Origin of the sequence: Isoptericola maris (genome assembly GCF_048065335.1) — a bacterium.
In the GTDB taxonomy this organism is placed as follows: Bacteria; Actinomycetota; Actinomycetes; order Actinomycetales; family Cellulomonadaceae; genus Isoptericola; species Isoptericola rhizosphaerae.
Genome location: NZ_JBLUNY010000006.1, coordinates 209027 through 231740, shown reverse-complemented (window position 1 = coordinate 231740; position 22714 = coordinate 209027). Strand labels below are relative to the sequence as shown.

The 22714-nt window shown below is 71.7% G+C and carries 23 protein-coding genes; 12 read left to right on the top strand and 11 right to left on the bottom strand.

Features of this window, described 5'->3' with window-relative positions:
• On the top strand, positions 1-744 hold a 744-nt coding region (locus ACH5HR_RS11275), incomplete at its 5' end, for an ISL3 family transposase (protein ID WP_416477900.1).
• On the opposite strand, the gene ACH5HR_RS11270 is transcribed toward ACH5HR_RS11275, so the two are convergent.
• Entirely contained in the window at positions 713-1006 is a 294-nt protein-coding gene (locus ACH5HR_RS11270) for a hypothetical protein (protein ID WP_416477899.1), read from the bottom strand. The two genes, ACH5HR_RS11275 and ACH5HR_RS11270, sit on opposite strands and share 32 nt — an antisense overlap.
• Positions 1007-1178: 172 nt before the next feature.
• Here ACH5HR_RS11270 and rfbB point away from each other — a divergent pair, with 172 nt between their 5' ends.
• Positions 1179-2174, top strand: a complete 996-nt coding sequence (gene rfbB / locus ACH5HR_RS11265) for a dTDP-glucose 4,6-dehydratase (protein ID WP_416477897.1) — start codon at positions 1179-1181, stop codon at positions 2172-2174.
• Positions 2175-2202: 28 nt separating this feature from the next.
• On the opposite strand, the gene ACH5HR_RS11260 is transcribed toward rfbB, so the two are convergent.
• On the bottom strand, positions 2203-2820 hold the full coding sequence (locus ACH5HR_RS11260; protein ID WP_416477896.1) for a dTDP-4-dehydrorhamnose 3,5-epimerase family protein: 618 nt from the start codon (positions 2818-2820) through the stop codon (positions 2203-2205).
• Between the two features lie 49 nt (positions 2821-2869).
• On the opposite strand from ACH5HR_RS11260, the gene rfbD reads away from it, so the two are divergent.
• Positions 2870-3733, top strand: a complete 864-nt coding sequence (gene rfbD, locus ACH5HR_RS11255) for a dTDP-4-dehydrorhamnose reductase (RefSeq protein ID WP_416477895.1) — start codon at positions 2870-2872, stop codon at positions 3731-3733.
• 1 nt (position 3734) lies between these two features.
• On the opposite strand, the gene rfbA is transcribed toward rfbD, so the two are convergent.
• Genes rfbA through ACH5HR_RS11240 form a run of 3 tightly spaced genes read right to left on the bottom strand, consistent with a single transcriptional unit; the run spans position 3735 to position 5372 of the window.
• Positions 3735-4598, bottom strand: a complete 864-nt coding sequence (gene rfbA, locus ACH5HR_RS11250) for a glucose-1-phosphate thymidylyltransferase RfbA (RefSeq protein WP_416477893.1) — start codon at positions 4596-4598, stop codon at positions 3735-3737.
• Positions 4599-4611: 13 nt separating this feature from the next.
• Positions 4612-4908: a transcriptional regulator gene (locus ACH5HR_RS11245; protein WP_402374284.1), complete on the bottom strand. Its 297-nt coding sequence runs from the start codon at positions 4906-4908 to the stop codon at positions 4612-4614.
• Complete coding sequence (locus tag ACH5HR_RS11240; RefSeq protein WP_402374286.1) at positions 4905-5372, bottom strand: hypothetical protein; 468 nt, start codon at positions 5370-5372, stop codon at positions 4905-4907. Before ACH5HR_RS11240 ends, ACH5HR_RS11245 begins: the two co-directional genes overlap by 4 nt.
• A gap of 215 nt (positions 5373-5587) precedes the next feature.
• Between ACH5HR_RS11240 and ACH5HR_RS11235 the strand changes: the two genes are divergently transcribed.
• On the top strand, positions 5588-6238 hold the full coding sequence (locus tag ACH5HR_RS11235) for a hypothetical protein (protein ID WP_416477891.1): 651 nt from the start codon (positions 5588-5590) through the stop codon (positions 6236-6238).
• 146 nt (positions 6239-6384) lie between these two features.
• On the opposite strand, the gene ACH5HR_RS11230 is transcribed toward ACH5HR_RS11235, so the two are convergent.
• Genes ACH5HR_RS11230 through ACH5HR_RS11220 form a run of 3 tightly spaced genes read right to left on the bottom strand, consistent with a single transcriptional unit; the run spans position 6385 to position 10768 of the window.
• Positions 6385-7692, bottom strand: coding sequence for a TULIP family P47-like protein (locus ACH5HR_RS11230; protein WP_416477889.1), 1308 nt, complete (start codon positions 7690-7692; stop codon positions 6385-6387).
• On the bottom strand, positions 7689-9215 hold the full coding sequence (locus ACH5HR_RS11225) for a TULIP family P47-like protein (protein WP_416477888.1): 1527 nt from the start codon (positions 9213-9215) through the stop codon (positions 7689-7691). Before ACH5HR_RS11225 ends, ACH5HR_RS11230 begins: the two co-directional genes overlap by 4 nt.
• Positions 9212-10768: a TULIP family P47-like protein gene (locus ACH5HR_RS11220; protein WP_402374294.1), complete on the bottom strand. Its 1557-nt coding sequence runs from the start codon at positions 10766-10768 to the stop codon at positions 9212-9214. The genes ACH5HR_RS11225 and ACH5HR_RS11220 overlap by 4 nt, the downstream gene beginning before the upstream one ends.
• 212 nt (positions 10769-10980) lie before the next feature.
• Between ACH5HR_RS11220 and ACH5HR_RS11215 the strand changes: the two genes are divergently transcribed.
• The 7 genes from ACH5HR_RS11215 to ACH5HR_RS11185 all read left to right on the top strand — a co-directional run bounded on the left by ACH5HR_RS11215 (position 10981) and on the right by ACH5HR_RS11185 (position 18920).
• On the top strand, positions 10981-12609 hold the full coding sequence (locus ACH5HR_RS11215) for a DUF2142 domain-containing protein (protein ID WP_416477885.1): 1629 nt from the start codon (positions 10981-10983) through the stop codon (positions 12607-12609).
• A gap of 71 nt (positions 12610-12680) precedes the next feature.
• The gene (locus ACH5HR_RS11210) at positions 12681-13331 is read left to right on the top strand and encodes a helix-turn-helix domain-containing protein (RefSeq protein WP_416477883.1); all 651 of its coding nucleotides are present in this window, start codon (positions 12681-12683) and stop codon (positions 13329-13331) included.
• On the top strand, positions 13328-14134 hold the full coding sequence (locus tag ACH5HR_RS11205; protein WP_416477882.1) for a hypothetical protein: 807 nt from the start codon (positions 13328-13330) through the stop codon (positions 14132-14134). The genes ACH5HR_RS11210 and ACH5HR_RS11205 overlap by 4 nt, the downstream gene beginning before the upstream one ends.
• A gap of 63 nt (positions 14135-14197) precedes the next feature.
• A complete protein-coding gene (locus tag ACH5HR_RS11200; RefSeq protein WP_402374302.1) occupies positions 14198-15145 on the top strand; it encodes a glycosyltransferase family 2 protein in 948 nt (315 codons plus the stop codon).
• 126 nt (positions 15146-15271) lie between these two features.
• Complete coding sequence (locus ACH5HR_RS11195) at positions 15272-16423, top strand: glycosyltransferase (protein ID WP_416477880.1); 1152 nt, start codon at positions 15272-15274, stop codon at positions 16421-16423.
• The gene (locus tag ACH5HR_RS11190) at positions 16420-18177 is read left to right on the top strand and encodes a class I SAM-dependent methyltransferase (protein ID WP_416477878.1); all 1758 of its coding nucleotides are present in this window, start codon (positions 16420-16422) and stop codon (positions 18175-18177) included. Before ACH5HR_RS11195 ends, ACH5HR_RS11190 begins: the two co-directional genes overlap by 4 nt.
• On the top strand, positions 18174-18920 hold the full coding sequence (locus ACH5HR_RS11185; protein ID WP_416477877.1) for a class I SAM-dependent methyltransferase: 747 nt from the start codon (positions 18174-18176) through the stop codon (positions 18918-18920). Before ACH5HR_RS11190 ends, ACH5HR_RS11185 begins: the two co-directional genes overlap by 4 nt.
• A 121-nt stretch (positions 18921-19041) precedes the next feature.
• Here ACH5HR_RS11185 and ACH5HR_RS11180 read toward each other — a convergent pair whose 3' ends face one another.
• The 3 genes from ACH5HR_RS11180 to ACH5HR_RS11170 are packed head-to-tail and all read right to left on the bottom strand — an operon-like array spanning position 19042 to position 21907.
• Positions 19042-20043, bottom strand: coding sequence for an LCP family protein (locus ACH5HR_RS11180; RefSeq protein WP_416477874.1), 1002 nt, complete (start codon positions 20041-20043; stop codon positions 19042-19044).
• Positions 20040-21674 carry a glycosyltransferase family 4 protein gene (locus ACH5HR_RS11175; RefSeq protein WP_416477873.1) on the bottom strand — a complete coding sequence of 545 codons (1635 nt, stop codon included), beginning with the start codon at positions 21672-21674 and terminating at the stop codon, positions 20040-20042. The genes ACH5HR_RS11180 and ACH5HR_RS11175 overlap by 4 nt, the downstream gene beginning before the upstream one ends.
• Positions 21671-21907 (bottom strand): hypothetical protein, encoded by a 237-nt coding sequence (locus tag ACH5HR_RS11170; protein ID WP_416477872.1) that lies wholly within the window; start codon positions 21905-21907, stop codon positions 21671-21673. The genes ACH5HR_RS11175 and ACH5HR_RS11170 overlap by 4 nt, the downstream gene beginning before the upstream one ends.
• On the opposite strand from ACH5HR_RS11170, the gene ACH5HR_RS11165 reads away from it, so the two are divergent.
• Positions 21906-22637 carry an LCP family protein gene (locus ACH5HR_RS11165; RefSeq protein ID WP_416477871.1) on the top strand — a complete coding sequence of 244 codons (732 nt, stop codon included), beginning with the start codon at positions 21906-21908 and terminating at the stop codon, positions 22635-22637. The genes ACH5HR_RS11170 and ACH5HR_RS11165 overlap by 2 nt on opposite strands.
• Positions 22638-22714: the final 77 nt, after the last annotated feature.

The window sequence follows — 22714 nt, the reverse complement described above, 5'->3', positions numbered from 1 at the left end:
ATCCGCGACGGCACCGGATCCGCCCGGTTGCTCGACATGGTCGAGGGGCGCTCCAAGCAGGCCTTCAAGCAGTGGCTCGCCACCCGCCCGAAGACCTGGCGAGATCAGGTGGAGGTCGTCGCGATGGACGGCTTCACCGGGTTCAAGACCGCCACTGCCGAAGAGCTGCCCGACGCGACCGCGGTGATGGACCCGTTCCACGTCGTCCGCTTGGCCGGTGATGCCCTGGACCGCTGCCGCCGCCGAGTCCAACTCGACTTGCACGGCCACCGCGGCCGCGCCAAGGACCCGCTCTATCGTGCCCGGCGGACCCTGCACACCGGCGCCGACCTGCTCACCGACAAGCAGACGACCAGGATCGAGGCCCTGTTCGCGATCGAGGAGCACGTCGAGGTCGAGGCGACCTGGGGCATCTATCAGCGCATGATCACCGCCTACCGCCACCCCGACCGCGCCCAGGGCCGTGCTCTCATGACCGCGGTGATCGACTCGGTGACGCGCGGCGTTCCGGCCGCGCTGACCGAGCTGGTCACCCTCGGCCGCACCCTGACCAAGCGCGCCGCCGACGTGCTGGCGTTCTTCGACCTACCAGGCTCGAGCAACGGACCGACGGAGGCGATCAACGGCCGACTCGAACACCTCCGAGGCTCCGCCCTCGGCTTCCGGAACCTGACCCACTACATCGCCCGATCACTCCTCGAAGCCGGCGGCTTCAGACCCCGGCTACACCCTCATCTGCGTTGAGCCGGTAGTACGCCAACCCGGAGAGGATCGGGTTGATGATCATCCACGCCTGGCCGAGCACCGTCTCGCGCGTGCCGCTGGAGACCTTGGCGCGAGCCTCTGCCCACAGGAAGTGTCGCCGGCCCCAGAGCTGAGCGAGGTACTCCCGGACCGGTGGCCGCGCACCGACCTGCTTGAGCCGCCTTGCCGACACCACCTCGAGCGAGGTGGTGTGCTCGCGAAAGATCTCGGCATAGAGGTCTGCGGCGTCCGCGGGCGCCATGTCAGCAGGCGTCGGCCGCGACATGGGGACCGATTTGCTTATTGCGTGGATCTTAGTTGGCCGGAGCCATTTTCGACTGTTGATATAGCACGAAATGGACAAAGCGGAAATGTTTGCCTGGAGGTGAGGCGGTAGCCTGGGCGCCGTCGAGTGATCGAGGAGAAGAGGCCGCATGCGCATGCTCATCACTGGTGGTGCCGGCTTCATCGGCGCCAACTTCGTGCACCAGGCGGTGCGTGAGCGCCCCGACGTACAGGTCACTGTCCTCGACGCGCTCACGTACGCGGGCGATCGGTCGTCCCTCGCCCCGGTCGCCGACGCGATCACGTTCGTCGAGGGATCCGTCGCCGACGCGGCGCTGGTCGATCGTCTGGTGGGCGAGTCCGACGCCGTCGTCCACTTCGCGGCGGAGTCGCACAACGACAACTCGCTGAACGACCCGTCGCCGTTCGTCGAGACCAACCTCGTCGGGACCTACACGCTCCTGGAGGCCGTGCGGAAGCACGGCGTGCGGTACCACCACATCTCCACCGACGAGGTCTACGGTGACCTGGCGCTGGACGATCCGGCGAAGTTCACGCCGGAGACGCCCTACAACCCGTCGAGCCCGTACTCGTCCACCAAGGCGGGATCGGACCTGCTGGTGCGGGCGTGGGTGCGCTCGTTCGGTGTGCAGGCGACCATCTCGAACTGCTCGAACAACTATGGCCCGTACCAGCACATCGAGAAGTTCATCCCGCGGCAGATCACCAACCTGATCGACGGGGTGCGCCCCAAGCTGTACGGCGCCGGACTCAACGTGCGCGACTGGATCCACGTCGAGGACCACAACTCAGCCGTCTGGGCCATCCTCGACCGGGGCCGGATCGGCGAGACGTACCTCATCGGCGCCGACGGCGAGAGGAACAACCTGCAGGTCGTCCAGACGCTCCTCGAGGCATTCGGCCGTGACGCCGACGACTTCGACCACGTCAACGACCGGCCCGGGCACGACCTGCGCTACGCGATCGACGCCAGCAAGCTGCGCGACGAGCTCGGCTGGACGCCGCGCTACACCGACTTCCGTGCGGGCCTGGAGGCCACCATCGACTGGTACCGCACTCACGAGGCGTGGTGGCGCCCCGCCAAGGCCGCCGTCGAGGCCAGGTACGCGACGGCAGGCCAGTAGAGCCTCAGACCTTCAGGGTCGCAGAGCCTCAGGCCTTCAGGGTCGCGAGGTACGCGTTCACCGCGTCGGACGACGGCAGCAGGCCCTGCTGCTCGGCCTCGTGCAGGCTCGGCGCCGCCGTGTCCTTCTCCGAGAGCTGCGGCGTCAGCGTCGACCCGTCACGTGCCGTCGTCGGCCACTCGATACCCACGGTCGCGTCCAGCGGGTGAATGCCGTGCTCACGCTCGGGGGCGTAGCCCGACGAGCACAGGTACAGCACGGTCGAGTCATCCTCCAGGGCCATGAACGCGTGCCCGAGACCTTCGCCCAGATAGATGGCCCGACGGTCTGTGTCGTCGAGCAGCACCGAGTCCCACCGGCCGAACGTGGGGGAGCCGACGCGGACGTCCACCACGACGTCGAGCACCGCGCCCTTGGCGCAGGTCACGTACTTGGCCTGCCCCGGCGGGACGTCCGCGAAGTGGATGCCGCGGAGCACACCGGCGGCCGAGACGGAGCAGTTGGCCTGCTGCAGGTCCAGGGGATGGCCGACGGCGTCGACGAACGGCCCGGACTTGAACCACTCGAGGAACAACCCGCGCGGGTCGCCGAACTGCTGCGGCGTGATCTCGAACGCGCCGGGGACGTCTAGCTCACGGAACTGCACTGGTGGGACCTCCCGGCGTCGGTACTCGGTGGCCCCTAGGATGCTACGCGTGCCTCCCGACTCGCAGAGCCAGCGCTGGGTGGTCGTCGGTGCCGGCGGGATGCTGGGCCACGATCTGATCGCCGCGCTCGAGCGGGCCGGCGCCGACGTGGTCGGCCTCGGCCACGCCGAGCTCGACGTGACCGACGCCGAGGCCGCACGACGAGCGGTCGCCGGGGCCGACGTCGTCGTCAACGCTGCCGCCTGGACCGACGTGGACTCCGCCGAGACCCACGAGGCGCAAGCGTTCGCCGTCAACGCGACGGGCGCCGGCAACGTCGCTCGGGCGGCCCGCCTGGCCGGAGCCCGGCTGGTCCACGTCTCGACGGACTACGTGTTCGACGGCGAGGCGGGCGAGCCGTACGCCGAGGACGCGCCGCTCGCCCCGCGGTCCGCTTACGGGCGCACCAAGGCGGCAGGGGAGTGGGCAGTACGCGCCGAAGCGTCCGACCACCTGATCGTCCGGACGGCGTGGCTCTACGGTGCCCACGGAGGGTGCTTCCCGAAGACGATGGCCCGGCTCGCGGCCGAGCGCGACCGGCTCGCCGTCGTCGACGACCAGGTGGGCCAGCCCACGTGGACGCGCGACCTCGCCGACCTCGTCGTGCAGCTCGTCGAGGCCGGGGCGCCGGCCGGGACCTATCACGGGACGTCGACCGGTGAGACGTCCTGGTACGAGTTCGCGCGGCGCGTCGTGGCCTCGGCAGGGCTGTCCACGCCGGTCGAGCCCACCACCAGCGACAAGTTCCCTCGCCCGGCTCCGCGACCCGCCTACTCGGTGCTGGGGCACGACGCCCTGCATGCTGCGGGCGTGGAGCCCATCGGCCACTGGGCCGAGCGGTGGGGGGTCGCGGCGCCCGAGGTCCTCGGGTAGGTCAGTCGTCGAGCAGGCCGAGCAGGTAGCTCCCGTACCCGGACTTCACGAGCTTCTCGGCGCGCACGCGCAGCTCGTCGTCGGACAGGAACCCGCGTCGCCATGCGACCTCCTCGGGCGCACCGATCTTCATGCCCTGCCGTTGCTCGACCGTCCGGACGAAGTCGCTGGCGTCGATCAAGGAGTCGAACGTGCCCGTGTCCAGCCATGCCGTGCCACGCGGCAGAACCTCCACGTGCAGCCGCCCCTGCTCGAGGTAGGCGCGGTTGATGTCCGTGATCTCGTACTCGCCCCGGGCCGAGGGCCGGATGTTCTTGGCGACCTCGACGACGTCGTTGTCGTAGAAGTAGAGGCCGGGCACCGCATAGCTGGACTTCGGCACCCGAGGCTTCTCCTCGAGCGAGATGGCCTGCCCGGCGTCGTCGAACTCGACCACCCCGTACGCCGAGGGCTCCGCCACCCGGTAGGCGAAGATCGAACCGCCGTCCACGTCCGAGAAGCGTTGGAGCTGGTCGCCCAGGCCCTGGCCGTAGAAGATGTTGTCACCCAGAACGAGGGCCGCCGAGTCGTCCCCGATGAACTCCTCGCCCAGCACGAACGCCTGCGCCAGCCCGTTCGGTTGGACCTGGACCGCGTACTCGATCGAGATGCCGAACTGGGAGCCGTCGCCGAGCAGACGCCGGAACTGCTCCGCGTCGTGCGGGGTGGTGATCACCAGGACGTCCCGGATGCCCGCCAGCATCAGCGTCGACAGCGGGTAGTAGATCATCGGCTTGTCGTAGACCGGCACGAGCTGCTTGCTCACGCCGAGCGTGATCGGGTGCAACCGGGTGCCGGAACCGCCGGCCAGGATGATGCCGCGCATGGGTTGGATGCTCTCACGACACGTCGTCGTCGAGCATGGCGTAGAGGGCGGCGCGGTGAGCCCGGTAGGCACGGCTGCCTCGGCGGGTCATGGCGTAGTTGGTGGACGAGCCGGGCCCTCGCCCGCGCTTGGTGGACTTGACGTAGCCCGCCGCCTCCAGGGCAGACATCTGCTTGGACAGGTCCGAGTCGGTCAGACCGAGCTGTTCCTTGAGGAACCTGAAGGTGGCGTACTCGGTGTTCGCCAGGACGGCCATCGCCACCAGCCGCTTGGGTGCGTGGATGACCGGGTCGAGGTCGCCCAGGTTCATGCCAGGCGCTCCCGCACGGCCGCCGCCGCTCGCCGGTAGCGGGCCTGGTACCGCGCCAGCCCGGCGGTCACGAGTGCGAACGCAGCGGCGGAGGCCGCCAGGAGACCTGCCCACCACCACGTGCCCGCGACCAGGCCGGCGATCACGACCACGCCGACGCCGTACCGGCGGTGCTCCCGCCGGATCTCCGGCGGAGGTGTGCCGCGACCGACCATCGGCAGGACGCCGTAGCGTCGGGTCAGCCGGCCGATCAGGGCGCCCATCCCGCCGCTGAGCGTGAGCATCGCGACGATGAAGGCGAGCTCGTGCTCGTGCCAGAGCCCGAACGTCCCCACGTATGCGGCGGACCACGCGCCGAAGAGGGGAGACACCCACCGGCGCGGCGGCGGCATCACGACGTAGGGCACCGCCTCGGCCCGCTGCATCTCGCGGACACGCTCGGAGGCGTCGAAAGAGCTTTCCATGCCGGCGAGCCTAGAGAGTGCTTTCCACTTGTGCAAGTGTCAGGTCCGCCGGGCACGACGGCGTCCTCCCGGACGAGCACATCGCCGACGGCGGGACTTGCCAAGGCAAAGCAGCCGTGCGCTACGGTGACGGCCACCACAACCGAAAACGGCCCCGGAGAGTGCGCCAACACTCAACCGAGGCCTGACCACCCAGAGAGAACGGACCTCTCCAGATGGCTGTCGCCGACGATATCAGCGCGCCCTCGGCACCCCCGCCACCGGTGCGACTCAACGCCCGCGCGCCCCTGTGGCGCCTGATCGACGCCCTCGCCGCCGGAGGGTGGGGCGACCTGCGCGACGCCCCGCAGAGCGTGCGCACCTACCTGCTGGCCCTCGCCCGGATCGCCGACGCCCGCACCGGCGTCGCCGAGGTCACCGACGCCCAGGCGGCCGAGCGGGCCGGCCTGTCCGTGCGCACGATCATCCGGGCACGGACCTGGCTGCAGGCCGCCGGCCTCGTGGTCATGGCCCGCCGCGGTGCACGCCAGGGGTTGCGCGGCGTCGCGTCACTCCTCGCGGTCACCAAGCGTGCTCTGGTGGCCCTGCTGCCCGCCGCACGCCGCGCCAAGGACGCACGCTCCCGCCGTCGGGCATCCCGGCCGGGCGGCGCTCCCAGCCTTCCCAACCTGACACGATGGCAGTCCTTCCCCTCCTGGCGGAGGAAGACGGCGCCGCCCCCGCGGCGCGGGTCTGCCGGCCCTGCAGCGCGGCGGACCGGCCCGTCGCCGGTACGACGCCAGCTCCTCGCCGAGGCGGCCGCCGCCGCGGCGCACCCACCGCGAGCCGCCACGATCGCCGCCGCCCGCGCGGCGATCGCCCGATGACGAGGTCAGCCGGGCAGCGCGTCCTTCGCCACCGAGAGCCGGAGTGGGCCGCCCGTCCCGAAGGCGCTGACCAGCAGGGACGGAGGGCTTTCGGCGCGGCCGACGTCCCGGTGCTGGCCGCTCGAGGTGGTCGCCCCGGCGTCGGGCTAGAGATCCTCGGTGCGAGCAAAGTCCCCCTGCATGACGAAGTTGCCGTCCACCCAGGCCGTGGCGATCTCCAGGTCGGCGGTGTCTCGCCACTGGATCGACGTCGGCGGGTTCTGCGCGGGGGAGAGGACGTTCTTCATCGCCGACGTCAAGGACCCGGCCAGGCCGTTGGCGATGACGCGCACCACGACCTCGACGATCAGCCGCACCAGCGGGCCGCCTATCCAGAACCACCAGGGGATGTCGGCCGAGTGGTGGCTCTCCGGCGAGTCGTCGGGTCGGAAGACCAGACCCTTCGACGCGGCGTCGAAGCCGATCTTGTTGACCGAACGCACCGAGAAGGTCATGGAGATGCCGAGCTTGAGGTCGCACGTGCCTTGGGCGACGTCGACGTCGAGGCCGGTGCCCGACACACCGAACGAGATCGTCCGGATCTTCGGGTAGTAGTCGATCAGGCCCTCGCGCACCGACGCCATGTCCAAGGTCGTCGTGTTGACGACCCGTCCGGACGCCGCGTCGTAGTAGAAGCTCGCCGCCGATGCGCCGTGGCCGAACGCGTCCGGCAGCGCCGGCATGATGACGTGCTCCAGCAGCAGCGCCGTGGAGAACGCGAACGCTGCCTCGTGCTCCGAGGCCAGCAGTGCCGGATCCACCGAGCGCGGCAGGTCGGTGATCGTCCGGTCGCTCGTGACGCTGAGGATGACCAGCGCACCCCCGGAGCCGTCGCTACGGTCGGCGTAGGCGAACGCCGACCGGACCGGCGTCAGCCACGACTCCGACGCCGGAGGCACGAGATTGACCGTGGCGAACACGAACGAGATCTGCTCGCTCCGCGCGGCGAGGTCGCCTGCCAACCCTGCCGCCAGCAGCGCGGTCTCGACGTCATCCAGACGGTCGTCAGGATCGTCGATCCGGATCGGAGTGATGGCGCCGGGTGTCGGATCCTGACCGATCGTGCCGGCTTTCGAGATGTCAAAGCACAGGTCTCGTACCTCAGACGCCTCCGACGAGACCAGGTCGAGTGCCACGCTCGCGACGAACACCAGCCCGGTGAGGTCGACGCGATGCGCCTCCTGAGCGGTGAGCTCGAGCCAACCCTCGATGATCGGCAGCCGCAGCGTGACGAACTGCCCGGAACCACCCTCGGCGATCTGCCAGTGGCCGAACGATCCACCGGCCCGGATCTGCAGACCGTCGGGATCGTCCACGGCGAAGTCGATCAGCAGCGCATCGTTCCCGCGAGCGAGCGCGTCGTTCACCCGGGCGAGATCAAGGGCGAACGCGGTGTCCCAGCCGTGCAGGTTCATCGGAAGGTCTCCCCGGGTGTGGTCTGTCTGCCGCCGAGCTGCAGCGACCCGTTCAGCTCGGCGCTGGTCAGGGTCAGTCCGGACGACTCCGGCCAGTGGATGTCGGTGGTGCACTCGAGCACGAGATCGCCGATGCTCGGCAGCGCCGCCGCCGCGTCACCGCCGGCGACCGCCGCGATGAGTGACGGTGTGGCGGCTGCGAGCCCGGCGACCAGCCCGATGATCAGCACCGCGGCGATGGCCGCTCCGGCACCGGGGATCACGATGGCGGCGACGATCGCCGCCACCGCGCCGAGGATCGCCACGATCGTCTCGGTGATCTCCGCCCACTTCTCCTTCTGCGTGTACTCGTTGCGCTCGGAGTCCCGCGAAGGCATGAAGCTCAAGGTCTGGCCGCCGTCCGGTCGGTCGACCAGCGTGATCCGGAAGAAGTCGCGCGCGTCGACGAGTGACCGGATCCCCGGTGCCACGGTGGTCTGCACCACCGAGTGCATCTGCAGCTCGTCGCCGACCACCTGCAGCTCCAGCTCCTTCAGCTCTGGACGGTAGGTGCGCCCGCCGGACTTCACCTCGTCGAGATCCACCGTTCGGGTGATGCGCACCGTTCCCGAGGCCAGCTCGAAGTCCTCGACCGTGGTGCCGTCCAACGCCCGAGTGAGTCCAGGGACCATCAGATGCTGCAGAAAGCTGTCCTGGGAGATCAGCACGGATGCCGTGCACGACGGCGGGACCGCAGTGGGGGCGAGCTGGTTGATCCGGCCGCCCGGAGAATTCCCGCACGTCATCGTCAGGACGCCGAAGCAGCTGTTGTCGTCGTCCGACCCGTTGGCGTAGGCGTAACCCGTCCACGTCGGCCTGAGCCACTGGAAGTCGCCCTGGGCGGCTCGTGTGTTCAGGTCGAGTGCGCAGAAGACGTACGTGAACAGGTGCAGGTTCGCGGTGAACCACTTGCCCAGGGCCGCGGAGAACAGCGCTGCCTGCAACGGCGACGGCACCGCCGACCCGTAGCCGACGGCCTGGATGACGGCCGGCGGATCGTCAGGATTGTCGGAGGTCGCGCGCGTCGCGAGGAACGACCGGTCGTCTGCGCCGTCGTCGGCCACCGCGGTCGCGGCGTCGGGCGGGGAGTCGCCGGAGGGCGGCTGCGGCAGGTAGCGCAGCTTGACGGCCACCGTCACCCACCCGTCCTCGACGGCCAGGTCGGGCGTGTTCGGGAAGCTCATCCGGGCAGTGCGCAGAGCGACCCGGACGAAGAGGATCGAGTTGGACCCGCCGCGCACGAGCTGCCAGGTGCCGAGCTCGCCACCGATCGTCCAACCGTCCTGGATCTCGAGCGCCAACGAGGTGGGCCAGCGTCCGCTCGCGGCCAGCGTCTCGTTCACCTGCGGCAGGCGCATGGCGTGGACGACGTCCCACCCGAGGGTGCCTGCCTCGGCCGCCAGGGTCTGCGGCGCGATCCCGGCCCTGGGCACGAACACCCCGGGCCGGGTCGCGGCGTACCGCGGTGGGGAGGTGACGGTCACGCTGAGGACCCCTCGATGACGACGAGGTCACCGCCGAGCTGGAACGACCCGTTGAGCTGCGCCACCTTGAGCTTGAAGCCGCTGGAACCGGGCCAGGCGACGTCGCTCGACGCCTCCATGACGAGATCGCCGATGGAGGGCAGCGCTGAGGAGGCCTTGCCCTCCATGACCCGGGCGATGATCTCCGGTGTCGCAGCCGCGAGCCCCGCGATGACGGAGATGATGACGATGGCGATGATCCGCCGAGCGAGCGTCTGGATGAGCTTGCCCGCCACCGTGGCCGCCACGGCGGCGGCGATGCCGATGATGATCTCGGTGACGATGACCCACGTCGCGGTCTCGAGCCAGTGGTTGCGCTTCGGGTCTCGCGACTGCACGAAGTTGAGGGTCTGCCCGCCGCCTTCCTTGTCCACCAGGACGATGCGGTAGTAGGTGACGTCGGTGATGAAGACGTCGATGCCGGGAGAGATGTGCACCTTGGTCTTGGTGTTGATCTGGATCTCGTCACCGACCGTCTGCAGGGTGAACGACTGCAGCTCGGGGGTGTAGCTGATGAGGTCGACGGTGATGTCGTCCATCGTGATGTCGTTGACGGACTCGATGACCGACCGGGACAAGGTGAAGTCGGACTCGGTGGCGTGCGTGAACGACTTCGTGAGCCCGGGCAGGATCATCTCGCGCAGGAACAGGTCGTTCGACACGAGCACCGACCCGTCGCAGTCCGGCGGGATCGCCGATGGCGGCAGCTGATTCGTCAGACCGTCCGCGGAACGACCGGTCGTGAGGTTGAGGACGCCGAAATAGCTGCCCTCGTCCGTCGGGCCGTTGAAGTATGCGTAGCTGGTGTATGTCGGCTTGAGCCACTGAAACTGCTCCTGCGCTGCTCGGGCATTGATGTTGACCACCGAGAAGACATACGTGAACTGGTCGAGGTTCGCGTTGAACCAGGTGGAGAGGGCCTCGGAGAACAGGGCCTTCTGGAGCGGGGTGGGCTCGGCGGTCCCGTAGTCGATCGCCTGGATGACGACGGCGGGGTCGTCCTCGGCACGCGCCTCGACAGAGCTGGCGAGGAACTGCTCGACACCCCCGGTGTCTCCGGCACGGGCGTGGTGCTCGCCGTCGGTTCCCGACCCGGCGGGAGGCTGCGGCAGGTACTGCAGCTTGATGGCCACGGTGGCCCTGCCGTCCGTCACGTTCAGGTCGTCCGTCCCCGTGAAGGTCATGTGTGCGCTGGTCAGGGGCGTCCGGAGGAAGATGATGGCACCGGAGCCGCCGCGGGTCAGCGACCACGGGCCGAACGTGCCCGACAGGGTCCACCCCTCCTGGACGGTCGTGGAGAACTCGGTGGGCGAGGCGCCCGAGTCGGCCAGGGCGGCATTGACCTGAGGCAGCCGGATGGCGTTGACGCAGTCCCAGCCGAGGGTGTCGGCCTCGGCGGCGAGGAGTGCCGGAGGAATCTCGTCGCGACGCACGAAGACTTCTGGTCGGACGTCGTCGTACCGAAGGATCTCCGCCGTGGCGAATGCCGACGGTGGGGCGGTGGAGGTGCTCATGGTGTTTTCCCCTGTCTCATGAATCGATGTGCAGTTTGACTGCATTGGCAGCGTGGCATCGGCTCCATTCACCTGCCCGCCGACCGACTAATTTCACCCGCAAGCCGATAATCTTTGTGTATTCTGGGCCGGAATGAGCGCATCGCCCCTCCCGAACCATTTGCGTCGTCCTGGTCCGCCCGGCCGCCGCAGTCGACTGGCACACTGGCCCTGTGACGCGTGACACGCCGCCGTGCGAGCGTGCCTACCGCCGCACCCTCGCCCTCCTGACGCTCGCCGTGGCGCTGTGGGCCGTGGCCTGGGCCGTGCTGACCCCCGGGTTCCGCTCGCCGGACGAGCAGAACCACCTCAACAGCGTGGTCCGGATCGCGTACGGCGGCGGCTGGCCTGCTCCGGGGGAGGCGCACTTCGCGCCCTTCACCGACCAGGCCGTCGCCGAGGCCGCCTACCCGGCCGACCTGCCGGGACGTTGGCAGTACCGCGCCCACGCGACACAGTTCGTCGAGCTCACGCCCGTGCCCGCCGACGAGCGGGTGCGCATCAGCGCAGAGAACGCGCTGCCCGCCCCGGGCACCAGCGCCACCATCGACCAGATGACCCAGCATCCGCCCGCCTACTACGCCCTGGGTGCGGCGGTGCTGCGCGCCACCGGCACGGCCGACGCCCGCTGGGACGTCGCGCTGCTGACCCTGCGGCTGCTCGACGTCGCCCTGTTCGCCGCCACCGTCCCGCTCGCCGCGGCCACGGCGCGCCGCCTCACCGGGTCCCGCTCCACCGCGCTGGTCGCCGCCCCGTTCCCGCTGCTGGTCCCGCAGGTGGGGCACATCCTCGGCTCCGCGAACAACGATGCCCTCGTGGTGCTCAGTGGCGCCGTGGTCACCTGTCTCGCCGCCCGCGTCGTCACGGGCGACCTGCGCTGGCGCGTCGTCGTCGCGATCGGCCTGGCGCTGGGCGTCGGCCTGCTCACCAAGGTGATGCTCGCGTTCGCCATCCCCACCGTCGCGCTCGCCTACCTGCTCGCTCCCGGCCCGCACCATCCTCGAGCGGGGCCGACGACGGCGGCCCGGAGCGTGCGTGGCCTCGCCGCCCTGGCCCTCGCCTTCGCCGTCGGCGGCTGGTGGTGGGCCCGCAACTGGATCGTGGACGGGGCGGTGCAACCGGTCGGGCTGCCGCGCGACTACTCGGGGATGACGCCGGTGCCGGCGGACCAGGTGCTCTCCGACGCCCTCGGGCGCACCGCGCAGGCGTTCTTCGGGAACCTGTCCTGGCTGGAGATCCGGCTGCCCGGCGCTCTGGTGGTGGTCGGTTCCACGCTGCTGGTCCTCGTGACGCTGATCGCCGTCGTCGTGCCTGGTGCGCGACGCGGCTCCCTGACGATCGCGCTGCTGCCCGTCGGCCTGGCGGGCGGGGTGATCGTCAACGCGGTGAAGAGCTGGTCAGAGACGGGCGTGCTCGTCGCGCTGCAGGGGCGGTACGTGTTCGGCGGGCTGACGGCGCTCGCGGCGCTGCTGGCCGTGGCCGTCTGGCAGGTGTGCCGCCGTCGGGAGCGGGCCGTCGCCGTGGCCGTGCCGGTCGTGGCGGGGCTCGGCGTGCTCGCGGCGTTCGCGGGGCTGGCGTGGGCGTTCGTGGCGATGTACCGCGGGCCGGGGGAGTCGGTGGGCGCCGCGTGGGAGCGGTGGGCGGCGTGGAGCCCGCTGAGCGCGCCGGTGATCGCCGTGGTGCTGGTCGTCGCGGGTGTCGGGATGGTGAGCGCGGTGGTGGTGGCGGCGCGGTGGCCGGCTGCGGCTGGTGCGGGCGCGGGTGACGTCGTGGAAACTCACGCATCACGGCCTGATGCCTGACTTTCCGCGACGTCGGCCGGCTTCTCGCTCAATTATGGAAACTAGTCTTTCGATGGCGATAGGCTTGTGTCATGTCGGAGATCAGCGTGGCGCAGGCCGCGGACCTCATGGGCGTCAGTCCCGTGCGGGTGCGCCAGCTGGCCGCGTCGGGAGCGATCTCGGCCCGAAAGGTCGGAAACCAGTGGCTCGTGGAGCCTCGTTCGGTACGTCGGGTCGCGCCGGTGACCCGCCCGATGGCTCGACGGACCGCCTGGGGGCTGCTCGAGCTCTCGGCAGGCCGCTCGCCCGGATGGCTCGACGCGCATGACCGTCACCGCCTGCGCAAGCAGCTCTCGCGCCTTGCTGACGACCCGCAGTCGGCGCGGCTCGCCGCGTCATGGCTCTCCCGGCGAGCCGAGCGTCTCGAGCTGCGCACCGCCGAGCCGCTGCCGCTCGACGACCACCGCCTCGTGCCGTCAGGGGTCAGCGACCCGCGTGCCAAGATTTCGGCTCCGGGCTTCTTCGAGGGATATGTGCACGTGGACGAGCTCGACGAGGTGATGGCCGATCACGAGCTCGTCGAGGCAGGTTCGCGACCGGGCAACGTCGTCCTTCACGTGACACCGCTGGTGCCCGAGCCGCCCCTGCCGTTGCTCGCCACCGTCGTGGACCTCGTCGAGCACGGTCCGGGTCGGGAGTACGCCGTGGCGCAACAGCTCATGGGGGAGGTGTTCCCTCCGTGATCGTGCTGCCCCGGTCCGGCGCCGAGCTCGAATGCGCATGGGGACTGCTCTTCGACCTCCAGACGGCCATGCCTGACGACTGGACGATCGTCGGCGGCCAGATGGTGCTGCTGCACTGTGCCGAACGAGGGGCTTTCCCGACGCGAGCGACCGACGACCTGGACGCCGTGCTGGACGTCCGCGCCAACGGCCAGGTCCTGCGCGACTTCACCGCGCGGCTGTACGAGCGGGGCTTCCGGCCCACGGGCACCTCGCCGCAAGGGCACCAGCACCGGTGGCAGGCGGGAGGTGCGACGGTGGACGTGCTGATCCCGCGTCATGTCGGCGCCCGTGCTGCGAGCCGTACCGGGATCACGAACGCGACGACGCTCGAGACCCCGGCCGCCCAGCAGGCGCTCGACCACAGCGAGGCCGTCGAGGTGCGTGCGGGCGACCACGAGGGGGTCGTCAACCGGCCGAGCATGCTCGGCGCCCTGGTCGCCAAGGCGGCGGCCAGCACCGTGGCACTGGACCTGGGCCGGGACCGGCACCTGATCGACTTCGCGACCCTTGCTGTCATCGCTCGCGCCACGGACGGGGTGCGGAACGCGACGAAGCGCGACCTGCACTACCTGGGCCATGCGTTGGGTGCCCTCCGCGGCCGGCCCGACATCGTGGCGTCCATCCCCGGCGCCGACGACGGCGTCGAGCGGGTCCGTCGCGCGTTCCACCTGGCGCGGGAACGTGTGACGGGGAGCAAGGGGTCGACGGCCTCGCAGAACAGGCCCGGCTGGGTCCCGCCCGACGCGGCGTCTCGTGGCTAGACTCGCGCCGTCGGCGCTCCCGCGCTGACCGCAGCGCCGCCGTCGTCCCACCGAAGGGCCTCGATGAAGCTCGTCGTCCAGATCCCGTGCCTCGACGAGGCCACGACCCTGCCGCTCGTGCTGGCCACGATCCCGCGCGAGGTGCCCGGCTTCGACCGCGTCGAAATCCTGGTGATCGACGACGGCTCCACGGACGGCACCGCGGAGGTCGCCCGGAACCTCGGCGTCGAGCACGTGATCCGCCACACCCGCACCATGGGCCTGGCCCGCTCGTTCCGCGACGGCGTGGACCACGCGCTCGCCCACGGCGCCGACGTGGTGGTCAACACCGACGGGGACAACCAGTACCCCTCCGAGCGCATCGCGGACCTCGTGGCGCCCATCGTCGCCGGCGAGGCCGACGTCGTGGTCGGGGACCGGCAGACCGCCACCATCGAGCACTTCTCACCGTTCAAGAAGCGCATGCAGCGCGTCGGCAGCCGGGTGGTCAGCGCCGCGGCCAAGGCCAGGCTGCCCGACGCCGCCAGCGGGTTCCGCGCGTACTCGCGCCACGCGCTGCTGCGCCTCAACGTGGTCACCCAGTTCAGCTACACGATGGAGACCATCATCCAGGCCGGCAACAAGGGCCTGCGCATCGTCTCCGTGCCGGTGACCACCAACCCCAAGACCCGCGAGTCCCGCCTGTTCCGCAACATCTGGCAGCACATGGGGCGCTCGGCGCGCGCCATCGTGCGGAGCTGGATCATGTTCCGTCCGCACCTGGTGTTCCTCACTCTGGCGGGCATCTTCTTCCTGGCGTCGGCGATCCCCGCCGTGCGGTTCCTCGTGTACTTCGTCCAGGGCGAGGGCGGCGGCCACGTGCAGTCGCTGGTGTTCGCCGGCGCGATGCTCGTCGGCACGCTGCTGTGCCTCGCCCTGCTGGTCATCGCGGACCTGCAACGCACCAACCGCACCCTCCTCGAGGACTCGCTCGAGCGGCTCAAGCAGCTGCAGTACGGGCGGGACGAGTGACGCCCGCTGAGGCAGCATCATCGTTAGCGCGGCAATGACGAAGTTAACGACGATGCTGACGAGGATGTTGATGGTGATGTGCGTCAGGCTGCGCGCCAGCCAGCCCTCGGACAGGGGGCGAGACGAGTGATCGTCGCGTTCGGCACCTACGACGCCGCCCGGCACCCGCGCGCCGGGATCCTCGTCGCCGGGCTGCGCGCCCACGGGCACACCGTGGCCGAGCTGAACCGTCCCCTCGGGTTCAGCACCGCCGAGCGCGTCCGCATGCTCCGCCAGCCGTGGCGCCTCCCGCTGCTGCTGGTCCGGCTGCTCGCCTGCTGGGCCCTGCTCGTGCGCGACGACGTCGCCCACCGCCGCACGCACGGCAGCCCCGACGCGCTGCTGGTCGGCTACCTCGGCCACTTCGACGTGGTCCTGGCCCGCCTGCTGCACCCCCGCACCACCGTGGTGCTCGACCACCTCGTCTACGCTGCGGACACCGCCACCGACCGCGGCGCCGCCGGCCTGCGGGTGCGGCTGCTGCGCGGCCTGGACCGGCTCGCCCTCGCGTGCGCCGACGTCGTCGTCCTCGACACCGACGAGCACCACGCCATGCTCCCCGCCCGCCGACCCCACCGCCTCACCGGCCGCGAGCCGCACGGCGTCGTTGTCCCTGTCGGCGCTCCCGACGCCTGGTTCCGCGCGCATCCCGTGCCCGACGGCGGCGCCCTGGCCGGCGAGGAGCCGTTGCGCGTCGTGTTCTACGGCCTCTTCACGCCGCTGCAGGGCGCCACGGTGGTGGCCGAGGCGCTCGCCGACGTCCTGCCCCGCGCCGCCGCGTCCGGCCGACCGATCGAGGCCACCCTGGTCGGCCACGGGCAGGACCACGCCGCCGCCCGGGCCGTGCTGGACGGCATTCCGGGCGTGCACTGGCTCGACTGGGTGGAACCCGACGCGCTCCCCGAGCTCGTCGCCGGTCACGACGTCTGCCTCGGCATCTTCTCCGACACCCCCAAGGGTCTGCGCGTGGTGCCCAACAAGGTGTTCCAGGGGCTCGCCGCCGGCTGCGTCGTCGTCACCTCCGACACCGCCCCGCAGCGCCGCCAGCTCGGCGAGCACCTCGAGCTCGTGCCGCCTGCCGACCCGACGGCGCTCGCGGACCGCCTCCTCGAGCTCGCCGACCCGGACCGGCTCGCCGCCGCCCGGGCCCGAGCGTTCGCCGCGCGCGACGCCATCCGGCCGGGCGCCGTCGTCGGCCCGCTGGACGCGGCGCTGGCCGCGCGCGAGGTGCACCCGTGAGCGCGGGCGTGGTCCCCCGGCTGCTCGCCGTGCTGCGCTCGCCGTGGGTGCGCTGGGGGTTCCTCGTCCTGGCGCTCGGCCTGGCCGTCTACGCGGTGGTGGCCGTGCGGGAGGACCTGCTGGACGCCGCCCGCGCGCTCTCCGCCGCGCGGCTCGCGGTGGCGCTCGTGCTCTCGGTGCTGTTCGTCGGCGCCACCCTGCTGTCCTGGCGGGCCGTGCTCACCGACCTCGGCTCACGGCTCGACGCGCGCTCCGCCGTCGCCGTGTTCGGCATCAGCCAGCTCGGCAAGTACGTGCCCGGGGGAGTGTGGAACATCGTCGCCGCCGCCGAGGTCGGCGCCGACCACGGCGTGCCGCGGCGCCGCACCATGACGGCCACCGCCGTCGCCACCGGTGTCGGCGTCGTCTCCGGGGCGGTGGTCGGCGTCCTGGCGCTGCCGTTCCTCGCCGCGGACGCCCTCGGGCCTTGGGCCTGGACCCTCTGGCTGCTGCCCGCCGTCGTCGTCCTGCTGCTGCCGCCCGTGCTCAACCGGCTGCTCGCCGTCGCGCTGCGGGCTGCCCGCCGTGCGCCCTTCGCCCAGCCGCTGTCGTGGGGCGGGCTGGGCGCGGCCGCCGCCTGGGCCGTGCTCGGCTGGGTGCTCGCCGGCGTGCAGGTGTGGCTGCTGGCGACCGGTCTCGGCATGGCGACGGGCGTGCGGACGCTCGCCCTCGCCGTCGGCGGCTACGCGCTGGCCTGGATGGTGGGGTTCCTCCTCGTGGTGGTCCCCGCCGGCGCCGGCGCGCGCGAGCTCGTCCTGCTCGCCGTCCTGGCCGGCACGATCCCGCACGCGGAGCTGCTGCTCGTCGTCCTGGTCAGCCGGGTCCTCGTGACGCTCGCCGATCTGGCCTTCGCCGGTGCAGGGGCGGTCCTGCGGCGCGCGCCCTTCCCGCCGCTCGCCCCGCGCGGACGGTTGCGCTGGGACGTCGTGCGCCGGTCGCTGCCCCGCGAGCGGGCGTCCGTGCTGGAGGTGGGGTGCGGCCAGGGAGCCGTGGGTGCCCGCATCGCCGCGCGTCACGACTACACCGCCGTCGAGCTCGACGAGACGAGCTGGGCGACGGCCGCGGAGTGCATCGGCGCGGCCGCCCCGCGGGCACGCGTGCTGCACGGCGACACCACCGTGCTGGACCCGGACCAACGGTTCGACGTGGTGTGCGCGTTCGAGGTGATCGAGCACATCGACGACGACGCCGCTGCACTGGCCGGGTGGGTCGCGCGGGTGCGGCCCGGCGGCGAGCTGTTGCTCTCCACGCCGGCCTGGCCCGATCGGTTCGGCCCCTGGGACACCCTGGCCGGCCACTACCGCCGCTACGAGCCGGAGCGGTTGCGCGGGCTGCTGGAGGACTCCGGGCTCACCGACGTCGACGTGACCCTGTACGACGCCCCGATCGGCTACCTGCTGGAGGCGGTGCGCAACCGGATGGCGCGCCGTCGGGCGGGGGACCGTGCGGAGCTGGACCTGGCAGGGCAGACTGCCGGGAGCGGACGCGTCCTGCAGCCCACGTCGCTGGTCACGGGGGCGCTCGTCGCGGCCGCGGTCTGGCCCTTCTGCCTGCTGCAGCGAGCCTTCCCCCGGCACGGGACGGGCCTCGTCGCCCGCGCCCGCCGCCCCACCCCCGGGATGCCGAATGTCGAGGTTCGGACCGGAATGAGCCGTCATGGCGGTCGCGACCTCGACACTCGGCACTCGCACCACGGACGTTCGGAGGAAGCGTGACGACCACCGCACCACCCCTGACCCTGTTCGGCTCGCTGCGCTGGGACGTCGTGCGGCGCGTGTTCCCGCCCGGACCGGCCCGCGTGCTCGAGATCGGCTGTGGGCAGGGTGCCGTGGGTGCCCGCCTCGCCGCCGCCGGTCACGACTACACCGGCGTCGAGCTCGACGGTGCCAGCGCCGACGTCGCCGCCGCACGCCTGACCGACGCCGGTCTGCCGGGCCAGGTCGTGCACGGTTCCGTCGAGGCGCTGGTCCGGCCCGGGGCCGGGTACGACGTCGTCTGCGCGTTCGAGGTGCTCGAGCATCTCGAGGACGACGCCGGGGCGCTCGCCTCCTGGGTCGAGCTGCTGCGTCCGGGTGGGCTCGTGCTCGTCTCGACCCCCGCGTGGCAGTCGCGGTACGGCCCCATGGACGCCGCCGTCGGGCACCACCGCCGCTACGAGCCGGCCCAGATGCGCGCGCTGCTCGCCGAGGCCGGGCTCACCGACCTCGGCGGGCGCCTCTACGGTGCGCCGCTCGGCTACGCCCTCGAAGCGGTGCGCAACCAGGTGGCCCGCCGTCGGCTGGACGACCGGACGACGACGGCGGAGCGCACCGCCCGCTCCGGGCGCCTGTTCCAGCCGTCGTCGGCGCTCCAGGGCACCGTGACGGCGGCGGCCACCTGGCCCTTCCGCCTGATGCAACGGGCGCTGCCGCAGACCGGTCCGGCACTCGTCGCGTGGGGAACCCGCCCCGCCGCCTGACCCCGCCCGCCACCCCCGAGCGTTGTGGGTGCACGAGGGCACTGCAGGAAACGCCCATATCGGGCATTTTGAGTGCCTACGTGCACCCACAACGTTTCGGGGGGACGACGGGCGGGCGCGCTCAGGGCGCGTAACCGGTGCCGTGCTCGCCGACGTACTCGTCCATCGTGTCCGTGCGCAGCGCCTCGCCGAGGTCCGCCGTCTGCGCCTCGTCGACGAGGTTGACCGACGCGCCACCCACGGTGCCGAAGCCGGTGATCGGCGCCATGAGGCTCACGACGTCGTCCCGGTCGAGCTCCGCCGCCATCGGTGCGAGGGCGACGAAGTCCTCCACCTCGAGGCCGCCCGTGACCTTGACGTTGTCGTACAGCAGGGCGACGAGCTCGGCGACGAACGCCGGGTCGTCGATGCGCTCCGCGATGCGGTCCATCATGCCGATCACCGCGGCGCGCTGCCGCTCGGTGCGGTCCAGGTCGCCGAGGGGCAGCCGCTTGCGCTCGCGCACGTAGATGAGGCCGTCGGTGTTCTCCAGCGTGATGCGCCCCTCGGGGAAGTCCACGACCCGCCCGGTCGAGTTCACCGTCACCGTGGAGTGGTGCTTGTTGTCCACCTCGAAGCCGTCGAGGGCCCGCGTGAGGTTGATGAACCCGTTGAAGTTCGCCTGCACCGTGTGGTCGATCTCGAGGCCGCCCACCAGCCCGGCCACCGTGTCGACCAGGGTCGGGGTGCCCCCGCGCGAGAACGCCGAGTTGATCTTCCCCTCGCCGATCCCCGGGATCGGCACGTGCATGTCCCGCGTGAACGAGACCAGGTAGAGCCGCTCCCGGTCGGCCGGCACGTGCGCCAGCATGATGATGTCCGCGTTGCCGCCCATCGAGGAGGCGTCGCGCGAGTCGGTGCCGATGAGCAGCACGTTGCGGGCCCCTTCGCCCAGCGGGTCCGCTGCCTCGGGCGACGGCGACGGCGCGGGCGACTTCGTCACCGGTTCGACCGCCTCGGTGGTGGTCTGCGTCGCGGCGGGGCGAGGTACCGGCTCTGCGGGCAGCGAGCACGCCCCCAGCGTCAGGACCGCCGCGGTCACGAGCGCCGCGACGCGCACACCGTGCTGTCGGGTCCGGGTCATCGTCGATCCTCTCGGTGCAGTTCGGCGACCGCCGTGCCGGTCGTCGCCGCGTAGACGTCGTCGTAGCGAGCCACGAGCCGCGACCAGGTCCGCTCGGCCGCCACCTCCCGGCCGGCCGTGACCAGCGCGTCGCGCCGGCCGCCGTCGTCCAGCAGGCCGCCGACGGCGTCGACCCAGGCCGCGTCGTCGTCCGCGGCGACGAGCAGCGCGGCCGGGGCGCCGCCGTCGAGCGGGGAGCACACCTCGCGCAGCGCCGGCAGGTCGCTCGCCACCACCGGCCGACCCGTGGCCATCGCCTCGACCGGCTTCAGGGGGGTCACCAGGCCGGTGACCCGGTCGGGGCGACGGGGAACCAGCACGACGTCGAGCGCTGCGAGGTAGGTGCGGGCCACGTCGCGGGGGACCCGACCGGGCAGGTGCACGTGCTCGGCGATCCCGAGCTCGGCGGCGAGACGCCGGAGCACGGGGCGGGCCACGCCGTCGCCGACCACCAGCGCCGAGACGTCCGTGCCGCCGTCGCGCAGGGTGGCGACCGTCCGCAGGATCTCCTCGAGGCCCTCGTAGCCCACCAGCGAGCTGACGGTGCCGATGACCTGCGGTGCCGTGCGCAGCCCGAGCCGGGCGCGGGCCTCGGGGGGCGTCGGGACGGTGGCTCCCAGCAGGGCGGAGTCGACGGCGTTGGGCACCACGGTGATGCGCCCGGCGGGAACGCCGCGCCCGACGAGCTCGTCGCGCATCGTCGCGCTGAGTGTCACGACGTGGTCGGCCGCCAGCGCGAGCTCGGTCTCCTTGGCGCGCACCAGCGCATACCGCTCGGACCGCGTCGCGGCGTCCCGGGCCGCGGCGGTGGCGTGCGAGGCCGCCCACGTCTCCTCGGGCAGCCCGCGCACCTCGTACACCCAGGGGAGCCCGGCGTGTGCCGCGGCCGCCCGGGCCGCCTCGCCCGTGGTCCACGGCGTCGTGGCGTGCACGACGTCGGGCCGGTTCCGCCGGAGCTCGGCCACCAGCAGGGTGGTGGCCTCCTCGGCCCGACGCGCGTGGTCCGCCGGCAGCGACCGGGGGACCAGGCGCGAGTACTCCACGCCGTCGACGACGTCGGTGCCCCGGGCGCCCAGCGCGCCGATCGTCAGGGGGTAGCCCGCCCGGGTGGTCGCGGTGACGCGGCGGCCCGCCGCCCGCTGCGTGGTGAGGATCGCGTGCGTGCGCAGCGTGTACCCGCTCTGCGTGTGCGGCAGCGAGTTGGTCAGGTGGTGGTGGACGGTGGCCAGGCGGCCGGCGCGGCCCGCTCTCGTGGGGGCCGCCCCGGCAGGGTCAGCGGCGCCGACCGGCTCCAACGTGCCGATCTGCCCCAGCAGCGCGGCCCGCACCCGGCGGCCCGTCCGACCGCGCGGCGCCGCCTCGCGGACCGTCGTCACGGCGCCGGCCGCCCACGCGGCCCGGAGTCGTCCCGCCTCGCCGCCCGTGCCGTCCCCGACCAGGCGCTCCACCCGGGGGACGACGACGGCGCTCACCCGGGCGGGCAGCCGCCGCGACGCCTGCAGCACCAGCCACGCCGGGTCGGTGGACAGGGCGTGGACCAGGTAGGAAGCGGTGAAGCGGAGGTGGTGCGCGAGCTCGGTCACCCGCGTCACGCGACCGGCTCCCCGGCGGCTCGCGTGGCGCCGACCGGCGGCGCGACCCGCCCGAGCGGTGCGGGCACCAGCTTGATCTCGCAGGTGGGGCAGGCCGTGCCCTGCGCCTCGGCGGCCCGGTGCACGGCGCTCGCGTGCCGCTCGGGCTCCAGCAGGTGGTCCACGAGCTGGACGTACCGCCGGCCGAGCTCGTCGTCGTCGGCGTTCGCGGCCACCCATGCCGCCGCCATCATGCTCGTCCACCTGCCGGCCGACCGGTCGTCCGCCGTGGTGGTGTCGATCCCGCGCGACTCGTGGGTGGAGGTCCCGGGGCACGGGCACGCCAAGATCAACGCTGCCTACGCGTTCGGCGGGCCCAGCCTGATGATCCAGACGGTCGAGGACCTGACCGACGTCCGCATCGACCACTTCGTGGTGACCGGCTTCGAGCAGTTCGTCGGGCTGACGGACGCTCTGGACGGCGTGCAGATCACCGTGCCGGAGGACATCGGCGACGGTGACGACGTGTTCTTCGAGGCCGGCAAGCACATGATGAGCGGCGAGGAGGCGTTGTCGTACACCCGGCAGCGCTACGGGCTGTCCAACGGCGACTTCGGGCGGGTGCAGCGCCAGCAGAACTGGATGCGCGCCATCCTGGGCAAGATCAACAACAACCGGCGCGACCCGGTGATGATGAGCCGATTCTTCGACGAGGTGAGCCGGTCCGTGGCCACCGACGACGCGCTGTCGATCACCCGGATGCGGGAGATCTTCGACGAGGCGCGGGAGATCTCCACGAACGACGTGGCGTTCATGACCGCGCCGTACGAGGGAACCGGCCGGTCTTCTGACGGTCAGTCGATCGTGGTGCTGGACGAGGACCCGTTCGACCGCCTCATGACCGCCGTCTCGGACGGCGAGGCGCAGGAGTTCCTCGAGGAGCACGGCGAGGATCTCGAGCTGCTCCCCGCCACCGTCAAGTAGCAGGCCCTCGCTGGGTGTTGTGGGCGCGATTTCTGGCCCGTTGTGTCCCTTTTAGTGGGGTTGAGAGCCCAGAAATC